17 protein-coding genes and 1 tRNA gene are annotated in these 17,075 nt (G+C 62.6%); 9 read left to right on the top strand and 9 right to left on the bottom strand.

The window, feature by feature from the left end; all coding sequences use genetic code 11:
- Nucleotides 1–16: 16 nt before the first annotated feature.
- The 5 genes from OSC37_RS11365 to OSC37_RS11345 form a co-directional block, all read right to left on the bottom strand.
- Nucleotides 17–649 (bottom strand): HAD family hydrolase, encoded by a 633-nt coding sequence (locus OSC37_RS11365; protein WP_267161565.1) that lies wholly within the window; start codon nucleotides 647–649, stop codon nucleotides 17–19.
- Between the two features lie 235 nt (nucleotides 650–884).
- Entirely contained in the window at nucleotides 885–1,325 is a 441-nt protein-coding gene (locus OSC37_RS11360) for a hypothetical protein (protein ID WP_267161564.1), read from the bottom strand.
- Nucleotides 1,326–1,395: 70 nt separating this feature from the next.
- Entirely contained in the window at nucleotides 1,396–1,842 is a 447-nt protein-coding gene (locus OSC37_RS11355) for an FKBP-type peptidyl-prolyl cis-trans isomerase (protein WP_368409586.1), read from the bottom strand.
- A gap of 195 nt (nucleotides 1,843–2,037) precedes the next feature.
- Nucleotides 2,038–2,110 (bottom strand) — tRNA-Arg (locus OSC37_RS11350).
- Between the two features lie 173 nt (nucleotides 2,111–2,283).
- A complete protein-coding gene (locus OSC37_RS11345) occupies nucleotides 2,284–3,054 on the bottom strand; it encodes a creatininase family protein (RefSeq protein ID WP_267161562.1) in 771 nt (256 codons plus the stop codon).
- A 111-nt stretch (nucleotides 3,055–3,165) separates the two neighbouring features.
- On the opposite strand from OSC37_RS11345, the gene OSC37_RS11340 reads away from it, so the two are divergent.
- From OSC37_RS11340 to uvrB, 3 genes are all read left to right on the top strand, one after another.
- Nucleotides 3,166–3,570 carry an acyl-CoA thioesterase gene (locus tag OSC37_RS11340; RefSeq protein ID WP_267161561.1) on the top strand — a complete coding sequence of 135 codons (405 nt, stop codon included), beginning with the start codon at nucleotides 3,166–3,168 and terminating at the stop codon, nucleotides 3,568–3,570.
- Between the two features lie 46 nt (nucleotides 3,571–3,616).
- The gene (locus OSC37_RS11335) at nucleotides 3,617–4,591 is read left to right on the top strand and encodes an LLM class flavin-dependent oxidoreductase (protein ID WP_267161560.1); all 975 of its coding nucleotides are present in this window, start codon (nucleotides 3,617–3,619) and stop codon (nucleotides 4,589–4,591) included.
- 66 nt (nucleotides 4,592–4,657) lie between these two features.
- Entirely contained in the window at nucleotides 4,658–6,706 is a 2,049-nt protein-coding gene (uvrB, locus tag OSC37_RS11330) for an excinuclease ABC subunit UvrB (protein ID WP_267161559.1), read from the top strand.
- Nucleotides 6,707–6,732: 26 nt separating this feature from the next.
- Here uvrB and OSC37_RS11325 read toward each other — a convergent pair whose 3' ends face one another.
- Nucleotides 6,733–7,098: a hypothetical protein gene (locus tag OSC37_RS11325; RefSeq protein WP_267161558.1), complete on the bottom strand. Its 366-nt coding sequence runs from the start codon at nucleotides 7,096–7,098 to the stop codon at nucleotides 6,733–6,735.
- Between the two features lie 86 nt (nucleotides 7,099–7,184).
- Here OSC37_RS11325 and OSC37_RS11320 point away from each other — a divergent pair, with 86 nt between their 5' ends.
- The 4 genes from OSC37_RS11320 (at nucleotide 7,185) to OSC37_RS11305 (ending at nucleotide 10,965) form a co-directional block, all read left to right on the top strand.
- Entirely contained in the window at nucleotides 7,185–8,495 is a 1,311-nt protein-coding gene (locus OSC37_RS11320; protein ID WP_267161557.1) for an RNB domain-containing ribonuclease, read from the top strand.
- 62 nt (nucleotides 8,496–8,557) lie between these two features.
- Nucleotides 8,558–8,836, top strand: a complete 279-nt coding sequence (locus OSC37_RS11315) for a DUF8044 family membrane protein (protein WP_267161556.1) — start codon at nucleotides 8,558–8,560, stop codon at nucleotides 8,834–8,836.
- Complete coding sequence (locus OSC37_RS11310) at nucleotides 8,837–9,958, top strand: DUF4350 domain-containing protein (RefSeq protein ID WP_267161555.1); 1,122 nt, start codon at nucleotides 8,837–8,839, stop codon at nucleotides 9,956–9,958.
- Nucleotides 9,955–10,965: an AAA family ATPase gene (locus tag OSC37_RS11305; RefSeq protein WP_267161554.1), complete on the top strand. Its 1,011-nt coding sequence runs from the start codon at nucleotides 9,955–9,957 to the stop codon at nucleotides 10,963–10,965. The genes OSC37_RS11310 and OSC37_RS11305 overlap by 4 nt, the downstream gene beginning before the upstream one ends.
- Nucleotides 10,966–10,968: 3 nt before the next feature.
- Here OSC37_RS11305 and OSC37_RS11300 read toward each other — a convergent pair whose 3' ends face one another.
- Genes OSC37_RS11300 through OSC37_RS11290 form a run of 3 tightly spaced genes read right to left on the bottom strand, consistent with a single transcriptional unit; the run spans nucleotide 10,969 to nucleotide 13,941 of the window.
- Entirely contained in the window at nucleotides 10,969–11,880 is a 912-nt protein-coding gene (locus OSC37_RS11300) for a DUF7982 domain-containing protein (protein WP_267161553.1), read from the bottom strand.
- Nucleotides 11,870–12,466: a DUF8163 family membrane protein gene (locus OSC37_RS11295; protein ID WP_267161552.1), complete on the bottom strand. Its 597-nt coding sequence runs from the start codon at nucleotides 12,464–12,466 to the stop codon at nucleotides 11,870–11,872. Before OSC37_RS11295 ends, OSC37_RS11300 begins: the two co-directional genes overlap by 11 nt.
- On the bottom strand, nucleotides 12,463–13,941 hold the full coding sequence (locus OSC37_RS11290; RefSeq protein WP_267161551.1) for a DUF58 domain-containing protein: 1,479 nt from the start codon (nucleotides 13,939–13,941) through the stop codon (nucleotides 12,463–12,465). The genes OSC37_RS11295 and OSC37_RS11290 overlap by 4 nt, the downstream gene beginning before the upstream one ends.
- 85 nt (nucleotides 13,942–14,026) lie before the next feature.
- Here OSC37_RS11290 and OSC37_RS11285 point away from each other — a divergent pair, with 85 nt between their 5' ends.
- Both OSC37_RS11285 and OSC37_RS11280 read left to right on the top strand, forming a co-directional pair.
- Nucleotides 14,027–16,234 carry a hypothetical protein gene (locus tag OSC37_RS11285; protein ID WP_267161550.1) on the top strand — a complete coding sequence of 736 codons (2,208 nt, stop codon included), beginning with the start codon at nucleotides 14,027–14,029 and terminating at the stop codon, nucleotides 16,232–16,234.
- 209 nt (nucleotides 16,235–16,443) lie between these two features.
- Entirely contained in the window at nucleotides 16,444–16,803 is a 360-nt protein-coding gene (locus OSC37_RS11280) for a DUF2062 domain-containing protein (protein ID WP_267161549.1), read from the top strand.
- Nucleotides 16,804–17,075 lie beyond the last annotated feature (272 nt).

Below are 17,075 nucleotides of genomic sequence, written 5' to 3'. Positions count from 1 at the left end.
GGCGTTGCGGGAGGAGTCACCGACCAGGCGAGAGGTCATCTGTCGACACGACGTCGAGCAGTTCACTGAATGCCGAGATGCGGACATCGGGCTCTCTGTATGGGGTTTCGTCGTCCTGCTCGACCCAGATAGAGCGCATACCGAACGTCTCGCCCATCAGGAGGTCCTCGTTGTACTCGTCGCTGACAAAGGCGACCGAAGCGTCGTCGTCCGGGAGCGCCTCGACGTACCCCCTGGGGTGTGGTTTCGACCGACGAAGCTCCGAAGAGACGACGAGGTCTTCGAAACAGTCGACGACGCCGTGTTCCGAGAGGACCGTCTCGACCCACGGGCGAGCCATATTGCTGAACAGAACCAGCGTGTGGTCGGCAGCAAGTTCTCGAAGAACCTCGACGTGTTCCTCGGGAAACGCCGGGCTGAGCCAGGTCGTTTCGAGATAGGTACGGCAGGCCTCGCGGGACGCCCCCGTGAGCGTCGAGAGCACGTCGAGGTACCCAGCTGTACTCTGGACGAGCCCGTCACGGAACGCGAAGTACGCGAGCCAACCCGGGTATGGCTCTGTCTCGGGGTCTACGCCAAGAATGTCTGCGTGGTCGCGTTCGTCACCATGTTCGACGATGACGCCGCCGTAATCGAGGACGAGGTGCATCGTGGCCCGATTCCACCCCCGGAAAATTGTACTTATCGACTGGAAGACGGGGGCGTCGAACTGGTTCTAATATTGATAAACACCACTTCTCGTTGGACGCTTGTTCCCGCTTGTTTTCGGGGCTTCGGCGACGTCCTGCGTACATAACTCGACTCAACCGCGGATGGAGACGGTTACCGCTGACTCGGTGGCAAAGCGTCGTCCTGCGCGTACAGAAGTCGACTACGCGGACACTCTATTTAATCGCTGACCGCGTAAGCGATTCGTCGAGCGACGACGTGAGATGGCGTCGTACCTCCAGGCCAGTTCGGAACCGATCGAGTATGTCTGACTGGTGGGATTCGCAGGCGAGTATGGCAAGCCCACCGCTACCGACAGGAACAATCGCCTGTTCTGGCTCGCGGGGTGCGTGGCGACAGCCCGGACAGCGAACGCCACCGGCCGGTCGGTACTCCAGAAGCTCGGCGCTCCCGTCGGTTGCAAGGCTACAGAGTGAACGGAACGCTTCGAGATGCTCGGCACACCCGACAAGCGGGATTGTGAGTCGGTCGAGAAGTAGAAACGAGACGGTGTCTCGTCCGGGCGACTGGAGCGCCGCTTCACACGCCGTGCAGTGGAGTGATTGTCCTCCGCCAGGCGAGTCGACCGACGGCCGGGATAGATCTCCCTCGTTCATAATCAAGACACATACCCGGTTGGTGGTCCAGACCGGTAAGTTGCGGGGGTGGTGTCTTGCTAGAGTTTGTCTAGTTGACGTCGATGATGTCGACCTCGAACGTCAGCGTTTCGCCGGCGAGACCAGGGTTGAAATCAACCCGAACGACTTCCTCGTCGACATGGACGACTTCGCCCTGGCTGCCGTTCTCGGCTTCGAGATACGACCCCTCCTCAGGTGTCTGGCCGCCGAGCATCTCGCGGAGCGCGTCGGTTTCGAACTCCTGGATGTTGTCCTCGCTTGGCTCGCCGTAAGCCTTCTCGGGCGGAATTGTCAGCGTCTCAGTCTGTCCGGCTTCGAGGCCAATAAGCCCCTCTTCGAGCCCCTCGATGACCTGCTCGTCGCCGATGTCGACCGTCAACGGCGCGTACTCCCGGTCTGGCTGGGCCTCGACAAGACCCGTCTCCTCGGCAACAGATTGGCGGGATGTGTCGAACACGGTCTCGTCGTCGAGTCGTCCCGTGTACTCGATGGTCACGGAATCGCCGATATCTATCGTCATACAGAGAGAACGTGTGCCAGACGGATAGTCTGTTTCATCGGGAGAGAGCCTCGGTGATAAAAAGCGCGCGACAAGGGATTTGAACCCGATGGCGAGACTCACTCCGTTCGTCTCGCGTGGTTCAAATCCTCGCTTTTGCTTTCGCTCGTCACGTCTACTCCTCGTAGAAAGCGCGCGACAAGGGATTTGAACCCTTGACCTTCTGGTCCGGAACCAGACGTTCTGTCCGCTGAACTAGCCGCGCCTGTCAGGCTCTACTGGCTCATACGGAATAACGATTGTCATCCCGGCTTGGCTGGACGGCTTCATAGTGATTGTTGTGGTTATTTTCGTGACCACGTCACGAATATCAGTGTTTCACGGCGTGAGACCCGCGTCTCGTTTCCCGACGGCGGTAACGACTCGCAACAATCATTATCAGACGTGTTCGCGCGGGAGTAGCTCCGACTCGTCGCGGTCGGCGAGCCACTCGCTGAGCTTGCACAGCTGTTCGGCCGCGGCCTCGAACAGTCGCTCGCCTTTCTCCGGAGTGGCGTCGGTCTGGTCGCCGAGTACTCCGTTCGGTGTGTTTTCGATTGCGTCGTAGAACGTCCGTGCGCCGAACTGACGGCCGGTCTCCCGACCCCAGTCGACGAGGCCGTCGTCGCGGGCATCGGTCAGCCTGTCCTCGTGGACCAGCTCGTTGGCGATGTGCATAATCATCGCCGTCTCCTTCGGGCCGCCGTGAGGGCCGTTCGTCTCGAAACAGTCATCGACTAACTGGGGAATGCTCTCGTCCCACATCCACTCGAGCGCGTAGGCCGTGCCGTCCTCGTGGAGTCGCCGGCCGACCTCGCGGAGGTGCTGGATGTTGCCGCCGTGGGCGTTCACGAAGATGATGCGGTCGACGCCGTGGTATGTGAGGTTTCGCGCCAGTGACTCCATGTACTCCCGGAAGACAGGAGGGTCGACCCACATAGTGCCGTGAAACTGGCGATGGTGTGGGCTCACGCCGATGTTCACCGTCGGGGTACAGAGGTAGCCGGTCTGTGCGGCCGCCTCTCGGGCCAGTGCCTCGGCGATAAGATGGTCGGTTCCCTCCGGGAGGTGTGGCCCGTGTTGTTCTGTCGAGCCAACCGGCACCAGCGCGAGCGATTCGGACTCGAAGTACGATGCAAGGTCCGGCCAAGCCTCGTCTCCAAGGTACATATCCAATCCCGAGGGTGCCACCCGTATATACTGTATGGCCGGTCGCCGCGTTGACAGGACGCGAGCGGCCACAATCGGAAGGTGAAACTGTGTAGACGACACAGCGAGAGTATGCCCGAATTCAACTACGAAACAGACGTATCGGTCCGGTTTCAGGACTTGGATGTCGCCGGACACGTGAACAACGCAGTCTACGTAACCTATCTCGAAGAGGCCAGGGTCGACTACCTGCGCGAGGTGCTCGGTGTCGACGGCGTAGAGGAGTTGAGCGCCGTCGTCGCTCACACAGAAATTGACTACCAGAAGCCGGTGCGAGACGACAGTCAGGTCACCATCGCGCTCCGGACACGTGAGCTGGGGACATCGAGCATCCCGATGGAGTACGAGGTACGCGCCGGCGACGAGGTCGTCGCGACGGCCGAGACCGTGATGGTCACCGTCGACTACGAGACTGGCGAGACGCGCCCAATGCCCGAGAGCTGGCGCGAGCAAATCGAAGCCTTCGAAGGTCACTGACGAAGACGGCGTACCCTTTATCACCTCACTCGTCGTGGCCCTGGACATGCAAACTGGGATTCTCGTCCCGAACGACGCCGACGGCCTCGCGGCCTTCGCCGAGCGAGCCGAACAGCGCGGGTACGACGCGGTCTGGACCGGTGAACTCTGGGGGCGTGACTCGTTTGTCGCGCTGACGCAGGCAGCCCTGCGAACGGAGCACATCGAACTGGGGACCGCAATCGTCAACGTCTACGGGCGTTCTCCGGCGACAATTGCACAGGCTGCCGCAACACTCGACGACGCCGCCGACGGCCGGTTCACCCTCGGTCTAGGAACGAGCACGCGGAAGGTCGTCGAAGACCTCCACAGCGAATCGTTCGACAACCCACCCCGACGCCTCCACGAGGCCGTCGAATTGACCAAGCAGTTCCTCGGCGACGACGGCCGCGTTTCCTACGACGGGGCAACGTTCGAGGCTGCCGACTTTCCGTCGCTTTCGGCCGATGTAGCTGTCTACGCCGCTGCACTCGGGCCGGCGACACGGCGGGCAACAGGCCGGACCGCCGACGGCTGGCTGCCCCACAACATCCCCTTCGAGCGACTCGGCGAGGCCTTCGAGACGATAGCCGAGACCGCTGAGCAGGCTGGCCGAGACCCACAGGCGATTACAAGAATGCCGTACGTCCCGAGCGCGGCCAGCGAGGACCCCGAGCGTGCGCGGGCCGCGGTCAAGGGACATCTCGCCTACTACGTCGGGAGCGGCGAGGGGTACCGGCGGGCGGTCGCCAACTCGTTCCCCGAGCAGGCAGAAGCGATTGCCGAGGCCTGGCGGTCGGGCGAGCGCGAGGCGGCACGAGCCGCCGTCACCGACGAGATGCTCGACGCACTGGGTGTCGCCGGCACCCCACAGGCGGCCCGGGACCAACTCGCCGAGATTGCCGCACTCGATGCCGTCGACGTGCCACTCGTCGTCATTCCCGATGATACCGGCGACGAACTGCGGCGGGAGACGATGGACGCGCTCGCGCCGGAGGCGTAACGTCACAGACCCCGGCCGCTGTGAGAGACCGCATCGGTCAAGTGGCTCCGAGCCTACCTTCAGTCAATGACTGACACCGGCCCGCTCTCGCCGGACCGTCCCGAAGCCGAAAGCGAGTTTCGCGTCGACGCGCCGTTCGACCCAGCGGGCGACCAGCCCGAGGCAATCGAAAAACTCGCGGCCGGCTTCGAGCAAGGAATGGACGAGCAGACGCTTCTCGGCGTGACGGGAAGCGGCAAGACAAACACCGTCTCCTGGGTTGTCGAAGAAATCCAGAAGCCGACGCTCGTCATCGCCCACAACAAGACACTCGCCGCACAGCTCTACGAGGAGTTCCGTGAACTCTTTCCCGATAACGCAGTCGAGTACTTTGTCTCCTACTACGACTACTACCAGCCCGAGGCCTACGTCGAACAGACAGACACGTACATCGACAAGGACGCCTCCATCAACGACGAAATCGACCGTCTCCGGCACTCGGCGACCCGTTCGCTGCTGACCCGTGACGACGTCATCGTCGTCGCCAGCGTCTCTGCTATCTACGGGCTGGGTGACCCGAACAACTACATCGACATGGCGTTGCGACTGGAGCAGGGCCAGCAAATCGAGCGCGACGAGATTCTCTCGCGGCTCGTCGACCTGAACTACGAGCGCAACGACGTGGACTTTACCCAGGGCACCTTCCGAGTCCGGGGCGATACACTCGAAATATACCCGATGTACGGCCGCTATGCCGTCCGCGTCGAGATGTGGGGCGACGAAATCGACCGCCTCCGGAAGGTCGACCCGCTGGAGGGAGAAATCGTGAGCGAGGAGCCCGCGGTCTTGCTCCACCCAGCAGAGCACTACTCGATTCCAGAACGGCGTCTCGAAGACGCCATCGGCGAGATAGAGGACCTGCTCGACGACCGCATCAGCCATTTCGAGCGCCAGGGCGACCTGGTTGCCGCACAGCGCATCGAGGAACGCACCACCTTCGACCTGGAGATGCTCGAAGAGACGGGCTACTGCTCGGGCATCGAGAACTACTCGGTTCATCTCTCGGACCGCAAACCCGGCGAGGCACCCTACACGCTGCTGGATTACTTCCCCGACGACTTCCTCACTGTCGTCGACGAATCCCACCAGACGCTCCCACAGATTCGCGGTCAGTTCGAGGGAGACAAGTCTCGGAAGGAGTCACTGGTCGGGAACGGCTTCCGGCTGCCGACGGCCTTCGACAACCGCCCGCTCACCTTCGAGGAGTTCGAAGACAAAACCGACAGGACGCTGTACGTCTCGGCGACGCCGAGCGAGTACGAGCGCGAACACTCCGAACAGGTCGTCGAGCAGATTGTTCGCCCTACCCACCTCGTCGACCCGCAAATCGAGATCGCCGACGTCGACGGTCAGGTGAGCAACCTCATCGAACGGCTTCAGGCCCTGCCCGACGACGAGCGGGCGCTCGTGACGACACTCACCAAGCGGATGGCCGAAGACCTCACCGAGTATCTCGAAGAGGCCGGGATGGATGTCGCCTACATGCATGACGAGACCGACACGCTGGAACGACACGAACTCGTCCGGAGTCTCCGACTCGGCGAAATCGATATCCTCGTCGGAATCAATCTGTTGCGGGAGGGACTCGACATTCCAGAGGTGTCGCTGGTCGCGATACTCAACGCTGACCAGGAGGGCTTTCTGCGCTCTGAGACGATGCTCATCCAGACGATGGGGCGGGCGGCTCGGAACGTCAACGGCAAGGTGGTGCTGTACGCCGACGAGCCCAGCACGGCGATGGAGTCGGCAATCGAGGAGACGAAGCGGCGGCGGCGCATCCAGCGGGAGTTCAACGAGGAACACGGCCACGAGCCCCGCACAATCGAGAAAGAGATTGGCGAGTCGAACCTCCCAGGGAGCAAGACCGACACGGGAGAGGCTTCGACGCTCGCACCCGACGGCGAGGACGACGCCGCCCGGGCAATCGAGGAGCTAGAGACCCGGATGCAGGAGGCCGCTGACAACCTAGAGTTCGAACTCGCGGCGGATATCCGCGACCGCATCCGGGAGCTCCGCCAGGATTTCGACCTCGCCGGTGGCGAGGAGGGTGTGCCGGCACCCGAGTCGGAGTTTTGAGATCCACTCGCAGGGACGAACGCGGTTCAGGACAGCCAGCGGTAGACGGGTTCGGTGATTGCATACGCCCAGAGAAATCCCAGCGCGCCGTGGAGGACGGCGTAGCTGGCGGCGGTCGGGAGAACGAACAGCGCCCCCAGCCCCACCACGAGAACGCCGAAGACGAGTGTTCGGACGGCGGCCTCCCTGCGTGAATCGGCAATCCGGACGAGTCCAACAGCGGCCACACTGCCAGTGAGGACACCGACAGCCACTGCACCTGTCGAAATCGCGAGCGAATTTACCGGCGCAGCCGGGAGAATGAACGCCATCATCGCTGTCGCGAGAGCGATTTTACCCAGGGTCTTGCGCCGCTCTGTCGACGTATGCTGTACCGAAGACGGGGAACTCATGTCCAGAGAGAGGCGAGGAGCGAGAATAAAGACTCCGAGGCGACCATGCCGACACGCCTAACTGCCGGTCGGCCGTACGCGAGTGCATGAGCGACCCAGAACAGGACGCAGCCGGCACAGTCGAGGGCCAAGGGCCGGTCGAAATCGACGAGGAGATGGCGCGCCACATCGAGAACAAGCGCGAGGAGCTACTGGAGAAATTCGAGCTGCCGGACGCCTTCCCCGAAGAGGTAATGACGGAGGCAAGAGAGCGAACGGAGAACATCCAGGAGCAAATCGAAGACGAACTCGACGAGCGCGAGGACCTCCGGGATCTGACAACCTGGACGACCGACCCGGTCGACGCACAGGACTTCGACGACGCGCTCTCGGTCGAGGAACGTGACGAGGAGTACGTCCTCTGGGTCCACATCGCCGACGTGACACACTACGTGAACCCGGAGACAGCGATGTGGGAGGAAGCCCGCACGCGCGGGAACACAATCTATCTGCCAGGGTATACGATTCACATGCTCCCGCCGATTCTCGCCGAGACCGTCTGCTCGCTGGTCCCCCACGAGGACCGGCTTGCACACACCGTCGAGATGCACCTCGACAAGGAGACGCTTGGCTACGAGTCCATCGACATCTACAAATCGGTCATCCGGAGCGACGCCCGGCTGACCTACACCGACTGTGAGAACATCCTCGACGACCCCGAGGCCGCTGAGGAGTTTCTCGAACGAGAGGTCGACCTCGCCGAGCGGAACCGGCTCGTGTGGAAGCTCGCCCAGCGCATGCACGAGGCCCGTAAGGAAGAAGGCTCGCTCGTGCTCAACCCCCAGCGCGACCGCGCTCACACCATCATCGAGGAGTGTATGCTAAAAGCGAACAAGGCCGTCACCCACGAACTGATGTGGGACCGCGGCGTCGAGGCGATGTACCGCGTCCACCCACAGCCAAGCCCCGACGAGTGGAGTGAGGCACTCAGGGAGATTCAGGAACTCGACGGCGTCTCCGTCCCTGGCGACAAGTGGGACGAGCCACGCAAAGCCGTCAACGCCACGCTCGAAGAGGCCCCAAAACGCCAGCTCGACAAGATACAGTGGGCCGTGATGAAGGTGATGCCCCGTGCGAAGTACATGAACGACCCCTTCGGCGGCCACCACGCACTGAACTTCGAGATATACGGCCACTTCACCTCGCCAATCCGGCGGCTCTCGGACCTCTTCAATCACTGGATTGTCTACACGAACGAGCAGTTCGAGGACCTCCCGGCGCTGTGTGACCACGCCTCCGACCGCCAGCAGGCCGGCGAGGCTTGCGAACGCGAGTACCGTGACTTCCTCGAAGAGATCGGCCTCAATCCCGATGCCGTCAACAACCGCGGTATCGAAGTCGTTGAGGACGAAGAGTAACGAAAGAGATACAACTCAGGACTCGTTCATCAACCACAGGAATCCAGAGGAACGATACAACGATGGGAACATCACGTCGGATGCGGTTCGTCCATGGACAAATCGCCTGGATGTTGGCGACAGCGATGGTGCTCGTCCTGTTGGGGTCGCTCTCCTACGAATTGTTTTTTGTCGTCTCCTTGCTGGGGTTTCTCATCGTCACGGAACTGACCGCGCCGATTGTGATTACCCCCGCGTGGCGACGACGGCTACGGTGGATAATCGCACTCGGCCTGCTCGGGTTCGCGTACGTCGTGGTCCGCCGGATTCTCGAAATCCTCCCGCCGGAGGTGTTCGGGTAGATGACCAAGCCACAGTGGCTCCCCGAAGGGTGGAACGTCAGCGCCCCGCGGATGCTGCTGGCTACGCTTATCTGTAGCGTGCTGGTCGCGCTGGTTGTGTTTGCCACCGTTTCGACGACCGCCTTCGGTCTGTACAATCCCACTTGGGAGGGAACGAGCGACCTCCGCGAGGAGATCAGCACCGAGCGGGAACTGGACCTCCTCACCGACACGGCCGAATACGGGAGCCTCGTCTCCGACGAGGCGGTCGCGTTCATCATCGCGCCCGACGAGGAGTACGACGACGAGGCAGCCGAACAGGTCCGCCGGTTCGTCGAGCGGGGCGGGACGGCCGTCGTCTTTGAGAACTTCGAGACCAACGGGAACGCGCTGCTGTCCGACCTCGGTGCCGAGGCGCGCTTCGACGGGCGGGTTCTCCGGGACGAAGAGCACTACTTCCGGGGCCCGGAGATGCCGGTGGCGACAACCGTCGAGAACCACACCCTCACGGAGGGCGTCGACCAGTTGACGCTGAACCTCGGGACCGCAATCGAGCCGGGCAACGCGACGGTCCTCGTGGGGACCAGCGAGTTCGCGTACCTGGTCGAGGAGCCGGACACCGAACTCGACGACGAGGACGAACTGGCCACCTACCCTGTGGCGACGGTCGAACCCCTCGGCGAGGGCCAGGTCGTCGCCGTAGGCGACCCGAGCATCACGATCAACGCGATGGTGGACGAATCCGACAACGCTGTCTTCCTCGAACGGTTGTCCCAAAATAGCGACCGCGTGGTCTTCGACCTCTCACATCAGGAGAGTGTGCCGCCGCTGACGAGCGCGGTGCTCGCGGTCCGGGAGACGCCGCTCCTCCAAGTGCTGCTCGGAGGGGTTGCAATTGTCGCCGTCGCCGGCGTGTCCCGTGGTCGGTTCCGTCGTACGAGGAAGCGACTGGCGAGCACTGCAGTCTGGGGGCGACTCCGTCGCCGTGCGGGGCTCCGGACAGCCCCCAGTGGCCAGGTGATGACTGCCGAACAGCGGGTCCGGTACCTGCGACGGGAGCACCCAGACTGGGACGACGACCGAATTGAGCGAGTAGTGATAGCATTTAACCGTACCAGCGAGGAAGAGGGTAAACGAGAATGAGCCGGGAGGAAACAACCGCAGGCGGTCAGCGTAGCGAGGACGGCGATCCCAGAGCGCTCTACGAGACGATTTCCGCAGAGATGCAGCGGGTGCTCGTGGGGAACGAAGCGGCCATCGAACAGCTCATGGTCGGACTGCTTACCCGGGGGCACATCCTGCTCGAAGGTGTCCCCGGCGTCGCGAAAACAACGTTGGCGAACCTGTTCGCACAGGTCTCCGGGCTGGAATACAGCCGTGTCCAGATGACGCCCGACATCCTCCCGGCCGACGTCACCGGCACGTATATCTACCGCGAACACACCGGTGAGTTCGAACTCCAGCGTGGCCCGGTGTTCTCGAACGTCGTCGTCGCCGACGAAATCAACCGTGCAACACCAAAGACACAAAGCGCGCTGCTCGAAGCGATGCAGGAACGCAGCGTCACCATCCGGGGTGAGACGCTCGACTTGCCCGACCCGTTCATGGTTGTCGCCACGCAGAACCCAATCGAGATGGAGGGGACCTTCGAACTCCCCGAAGCACAGCGTGACCGCTTCCAGCTCAAGCTGACCATCGACTTGCCCGACCGCGATGTCGAGCGCGAGCTCGCCGACCGGTTCGACGACGACCCAGATCTAGGCCCCGACCGCGTGGCCCAAGTCGTCGACAGACAGGCCGTACTCGCTGCGCGGGAAACCGTCCAAGAGGTCCACGTCGCCGACCCGGTCGTCGAGTACATCCTCGACCTCGTGGAGGAGAGCCGGACCCACCCCGATGTCTCCCACGGCAGTTCGCCGCGGGCGACGCTTGCCTTCCTTAACGCCGCGAAAGCGCGGGCCGCTATCCACGGTCGGGCGTACGTCATCCCCGACGATGTCAAGACGCTCGCGGAGCCGATTCTCGCACACCGCCTCGTGTTGAACACCGAGGCCGATCTTAGCGACGTGGCACCGACAGACATCGTGGCAGATATTCTCGAAGATGTCGAACCACCAGGTGCCGGTGCCGACGAACTCAGCTTCGATTGAGTTTCAGCTGTCGGTTTCGTCCTGCTCAGTCTCGACATCCCAGCGCAGCGTGACGAGCCAGTCAACCCGGTCGTCGGTCGCGTCCACGTCCAGCGCGACCGGCCGCTCCAGTGCCGCCGCGGTACCGGCGGCGAGGAAAGAACTGAGGGGATGGTCAAGCCGGTCGAGGTCACCGAGCGTGCTACCCGTCACCCGGAAGGTGAGGCGCCCGCCCGTCGGGTCGAGGTCCACGTCGGTTGCGTCCGCGAGCTCGAACTGCTCGACGACGGCCTCCGAGAGCTGTGTTGCGAGTTCGCCGGGTCGCGTCGCGACCGGGCCGCTCGACGCCTGCTCGAACTCGTCGAACAGTAACGCGCCCGTGGCTTCGAGCAGGAGTCCCCGACTGTCGGAGGCCGTCACAAATGGTCCGTCCTCGAGGTCAGGGAACTCGTGCTCGGTAGACTGTGGGAGGTAGAGGTGCGCAGCCCGGGTTTCGCCAGGGAGGTAGACTGCAGTTTCAGCGAGTCCGAGGTTCTCGGCGAGCGCCGCGTAGTTCGCGGCAACCGCCGTGTAGACTCGCTCGGTCACGTCCGCGGCGACGAACCGGGTCGGCGTCAGATACAGCGTGAGCACGCCGCCAAACAGCCCGGTCGCCCCGAGTGCGAACAAGACCTCCTGACCCCCCGGGAAGAGAACGCCGAGCAACACCGTGAACAGGCCGACCACGAACAGCCCGTAGGCAGTGCGCCGGTACTTCGACTGCCTGGCGCGCGCGTACTCGGTCCGCAGCCGGCGGTTCTCCTCTTCGACGAGTTCGAGCTGTGCGGCGAGGTCGAGGCTTTTTTGCGCCCTTTCACCCTGATTGGTTCCGGCGGCTTCATCGCTATCCGGAGTGACTGTCGACACGTCCATCGGTTCGCTCTCGTCAGCTGTCATGGTTTGTCATCATCGTGGAATCAGTTCCAGTCGAAGCATCGGTGCCATCCACCAGTCCGAATTGGAGGAGCAGGAAGCGGTGTCCTGTGTAGGCTGCCAGGCCAGAGGTACCCAGTAGGGCGAGCGCGACGAGCCAAACAGGAAGCCACTCGGCAAGGAGCCATCCACCCGCAGCGAGTCCTCCTGTCGTGGCGAGGACGACGGCAGTAAACCCCCCTGTGTGTGATGTGGTCACGACGGGGGCAAGCACCAGCACGAGCAGGGGCGCACCGACGAGTGTGACGGCGAGGGGGTCTGCCGGCGTTGGTACCACTGCGACTGCAAGGACCGTCCCGGCCGCAAGGGCATACGGTGAGCCGAGCAGATACCAGACACCAGTGGTGGCGATACCGGCCAGCATCCCGACGGGGCCAGCGAGGAACGACAGCCCGGCGACGAACAAGAGACCGGCCAGCGCCGACAACCAAGTGTGAGTGCTTGCAGCCGGCACCAGCCGCGTGTCCTCGCCCCAGATGGGAGGGCGGAACCGGCTGTTTGACTGGCGAGTTGACGTTGGTTCGGGCTCCTCGGAGCGTGTCGTACTCACGTGCGCCCACCTCCGGCGGGTGAGCGCTGTGCGCCCCCAGCGGCGAGCACCGCAGCGAGGCGATCACCCGGCCCGACTTCCAGCGCGGTAACCCGGTCGAGCCGTGAGAGCTCGCGCCGGAGTTCTTCGAAGGCGACGTACCCCTCGTAGCGGGCTTCGAGGTCCTGGACTGAACCCGTCTCGTACAGAACTGTCGGCGCGAGCAAGAGCAAGGCTTGTCCGCCGTTTCGGGCTGCCAGTGTGGCCGTCTCGCGGAGCTCCCGCGGGTCCGAATCGTCGGTACAGATGATAGAGACCTGCTGGCCCGACCGCCGAGCAAGCGTCGCACGCACGGCACCCAGCAGTGGTCTGTCCGCCAGAGGCGTCCGGTAGTACTGCTGGCTATCGTAGAACGGCCGGAGTGTGGTGCTGAACTGGTCGCTCTCACCCTCGAATTCGACAAGGGTCTTCCGTGCACCCTCCATCGTCTCCTGGACGGTACTCACCTGAGAGTGCCCCCAAATGGGACCCAACCTATCATCGACTGTCGGGTCAGTCCGTGCAGTGGGTTCGAGGTCCAGCAGCGTTCGCCGAATCGCGTCGTAGTGGCTCGTCGTCGTCGTCGGTTCGAACCGCGACGTAATCCCTTCGTCACCGACCGACACCATGCCGAGAGGATCGTCAAGTTCCTTCGCGCTGTCGACGACCGCGACCGCGACTTCCCGAAGGTACGCCAGCTTCGTCTCGGCGCGCGGGCCGGCCGCGAGCGAGCTGCCATGGTCGACGACCAGCAGCGTCTCCTGGTCCGTTTCTGCCTCGTACTCGCGGACGTACGGCGTGTCAAGGCGGGCAGTCGCGTTCCAGTCGATTCGGGCCGCCGAGTCACCTGCAATATACTCGCGCAGTTCCGCCGGCTCAACACCCGACCCCGGGTGATCGGCGGCGTGTTCTCCGTATGCAAGCAGTGCTTGGTCGCCGCCCTCACCGACGTGGACGTTTCGCGGCCCGCGGGGCTGGACCGTCACCGCAGCCGTCTCGCCGACCGGCACAGTCTGTTCGAAGAGCCCGTCGCCCACGGTGACGTGTGCCTGTCGGAACTCGTGACGTCCAGCGACCGGCCACTCCACGTCGACGGTTGTCTCCGCGTCCGTCTCGCCGGGGTCAAGCGTAACTTGCTCGCCGCCCTTGCCGACGGTGGCAGGTGGCAGGCCTGCCTTGATCGAACAGGCGAGCTTCGTGGGGCGGTCGATGGTGGCTGTCAGCGTGACCGTCGTCGTCTCGTCAGTTCGGATCAGCGTGCGCGCCGGCACTTGGCTCACAGAGAGGTCCGAGACGAGCGCGGTAGTCGCTCGGTAGAATAGGTACTGTCGCGAGAGTATCCACGCGCCGAGAAGTGCGACCCCGAGAAGGGGAAACGGGCGGGCGAGGACCGTGGCCAGTACAGCAAGGACGACGGCCAGCCCTGCAACCCCCCATAGCCGACGCGTGGCTTTCATATGCTGTGATTTTTCGGCGTACTGTTGAATGTATTGGTTGCCGTCAGGAGACAGATTTTTGACCGGACCCCTACTCTCTGTGGACGTGAAGCGTCTCGTCGTGGCTGCCCTCGTCATTACCGCGTTGCTCGTTGGCTTCCCTATGATGGGGAGTGCCAACGGTGTCGCAACAGATGCATCCGAAACGGCAACTTACTTCGAGGACGTATCCGGGCCGACGGGTGTCGCTCTCCAGGTCAACGACACGGACGGAGGCGACAACGAGACCGAGCGCCACCGAAACCCAGACGACCGAGACGGTAACGGCGACGAGGAGGCCGTCTTGTCGTGGCTGTCGGGACGGCTGGCCGGCAAGCTGGGTGACGGCGCAATCCAGATTAGTGATGAGCAGTACGAACTTGCGCGTGATATCCTCGGCGACGACTACGACGACCGACTCGAACAGTTCGTCGATGTGAGCGGCGGGAGCGACGAAACTGACACCTTCCGCGAGGCCGGTGACAAAGAGGAAGAACTCGTCGACCTCCGCGAGGAGTTTGAGGAGACGCGGGCTGCCTACGAGGAGGCCGTCGAAAACGGGAATACTGAGCGCGCGCGCGAACTCGCGCGCAAGTTGGTCGCGCTCGCCGAACAAATCGAGGACGTCAGCGCAGACCTCGAAGCGTTACTCGCCGAAATCGAATCGATAAGCGGAGAGGACCTCTCGGACGCGCGGGCGGCAATCGAGCAAGTCCAGAACGAGAGTATATCGGAGGCGACCGAAATTGCCGAGCGGGAGTTCGAATCCACTGAACTCTCGGTCGATATCGCGACCGAACGTATCTCGTTTCTCGACCCGGCAGTGCTGACGGGACAGATACAGACTGTCGAGGGGGAACCGCTCGCCAATGAGGAGATTCAGTTGACCGTCGGCAACGAGTCACACACAGTCGAGACGGGTCCGGACGGCGCGTTCAGCCTCGAACACCGGCCGACAGACCTGCCGCTGTCCGCGGAGACACTGTCGATTTCCTACGTCCCCGAACCAAACTCTGTCTACCTTGGAAGTGAGGCCAGCGTCCCCGTCACCGTAACACAGGTCGAACCGACCATGGACATTCGGGTCGCTACCGAGACAGTGGGCTACGGGGACACTGTAACAATCAGTGGCAACCTCTCTGTCGAAAACGTTCCAGTCAGCGGTGTCCCGCTAAGCGTGACGCTCGGCGGGAGAGAAATCAACACAATACAGGTCACCGACGGGTCTTTCGAGAGTGCTGTCGAGATTCCAGCGAACGTGCCCGCCGGCGAACAGGAACTGACGGTCTCGCTCCCGTTCGAGAACCAGGCGCTCGCGGGCGTCACAGAGACACAGGCGGTGACCGTCGAGGAGACTGAAACAGCCCTGTCGGTGACTGCCTCACAGGTCAACGGGACTGCGCTCTCGGTGAGCGGGACGGTAACGACCGTTGACGGCCTGGGCGTTGGCGGTCAGTCTGTCGAGATCACGCTCGACGGTGAGCGTGTCGGCACCGTGATGACCCGGGCCGACGGCAGTTTCGCCACGACACTCGCCATTACCCCTGACGAAGATGGCGAGGAGGTCCAAATCGGGGCGGCGTTCGACGGAACAGCATCAAATCTTCGTTCGTCACAGGGTGACACGATAGTGACCCTCGAACTGCCAGCCAACCCCGGTGGATCAGGTAGCGCCGCGAAAGGCGACACTTCCCCGATTGATACCATTGAGAAGAACGTCCTTCTCCCCGGGACGGTGCTGGGGTCGGGTGTACTGCTACTGATGCTGGGAGCGGTCTGGTGGTACCGGAGACCTAATAATGAGGACACCACTACCGATGACGGCACCGTTCGCGACGAGGGCGCTGTTGGGGGGCGTGAGGCGAACGTGCTCGACTCTCTGTTCGACCACGCGACGACCCACCTCGAATCTGGCGACGCCAACTCCGCAGTGCAGGCCAGTTATTCGGCGGTCCGCCGGCAGTTCGAAGCGACCATAGACGCCGGCCGAGCACTCACGCACTGGGAGTTCTACCAGGCGTACCGAAACGCCAGCGACGGAGCCGATGAGGAGAGCGCGTCCGAGACAACCGAAGACGCGCTCCGTGCCCTGACCGAGGCGTACGAACAGGCAGCCTACAGCCCTGACGGCGTTCAAATCGAGGAAGCCACACGGACCGTCGAACGCGCTCGACAACTGTGTACTAGGGCCGATGGCGGGACCGCGGCTGCGGATAGCGACAGCGTGCGGGCAGACAGCGGGGGCGAGCCACGAGAAAGAGGCAGCGACCGGTAAACTACCCACCCTACTTCGCTCACCCGCAAAGAGGCTCGCTCGTTGAGGGAGGGGCTTTGACGTGGACTCTCGTTCTGGCCACAAAATGTGGCACGGCGAGGCCTGTCTCCCCGTCGAAGGGGCTTCGGTGCCTACGCGTTCACGGTGCCTCTTTCGATCCCTGCGTTCGTGCCCACAACATTCAATTGAGTGAGACTCTAATAGTAGCTATGCCCAATTCTCGGGGAATAGCAGTTGGTTTACTCGTTGGCTGCCTCGTGCTGGCGTTGCTGTTCGCCGGGCAGGTATTGAGCTTTGCTGCATTCTGGTTGGGACGAGCGTTGACAGGGGCAGTCATTCTCTTCCTGGCTTTTGGCCTCGGCTACGGGGCCTACGAACTGTCTTCAGGGTGGTCCAAAGCGGATAGTTCGCGCTCGGCTGACAAGTGGGACGCCAAGACAGAGGAAATCGAGGGTGACAACGGCGAAGAGGACGTGACGCTCAGTGATGAGGAATTGGAGGCAGAACTCGACGTGCTGAAAGAGGAAACCGAGAGAGTGGAAGACGACGTGACGACCGAAATCAACTGATTTCGCTGTTGCTACGTCCCCTCCTTCGTGTTTCAGTGCTTGGTTTCATCAACCAGTTGGCAACGCGAACCCGGCCGAATCGATGTGGATTGCGTACTGGGGATATGTGTCGCGCTGATAGCTGCGATGAGTGCAACACAAAATTTTTCATGTAATGTAAAAAAGGGTAGGTATGCGCACCTTGACCGTTCTCATATTGCTCGCTCTGCTTGCAATTGGTAGTGTGGGATTTGTCACTGCACAGGATTCGTATAGTATTACCGTTGACAGTT

The sequence above is a fragment of the Halovenus salina genome, from assembly GCF_026410925.1.
Lineage (GTDB): Archaea > Halobacteriota > Halobacteria > Halobacteriales > Haloarculaceae > Halovenus > Halovenus salina.
The sequence above is the reverse complement of the archived record's forward strand: the minus strand, read 5'-3'. Positions and strand labels throughout refer to the sequence as shown.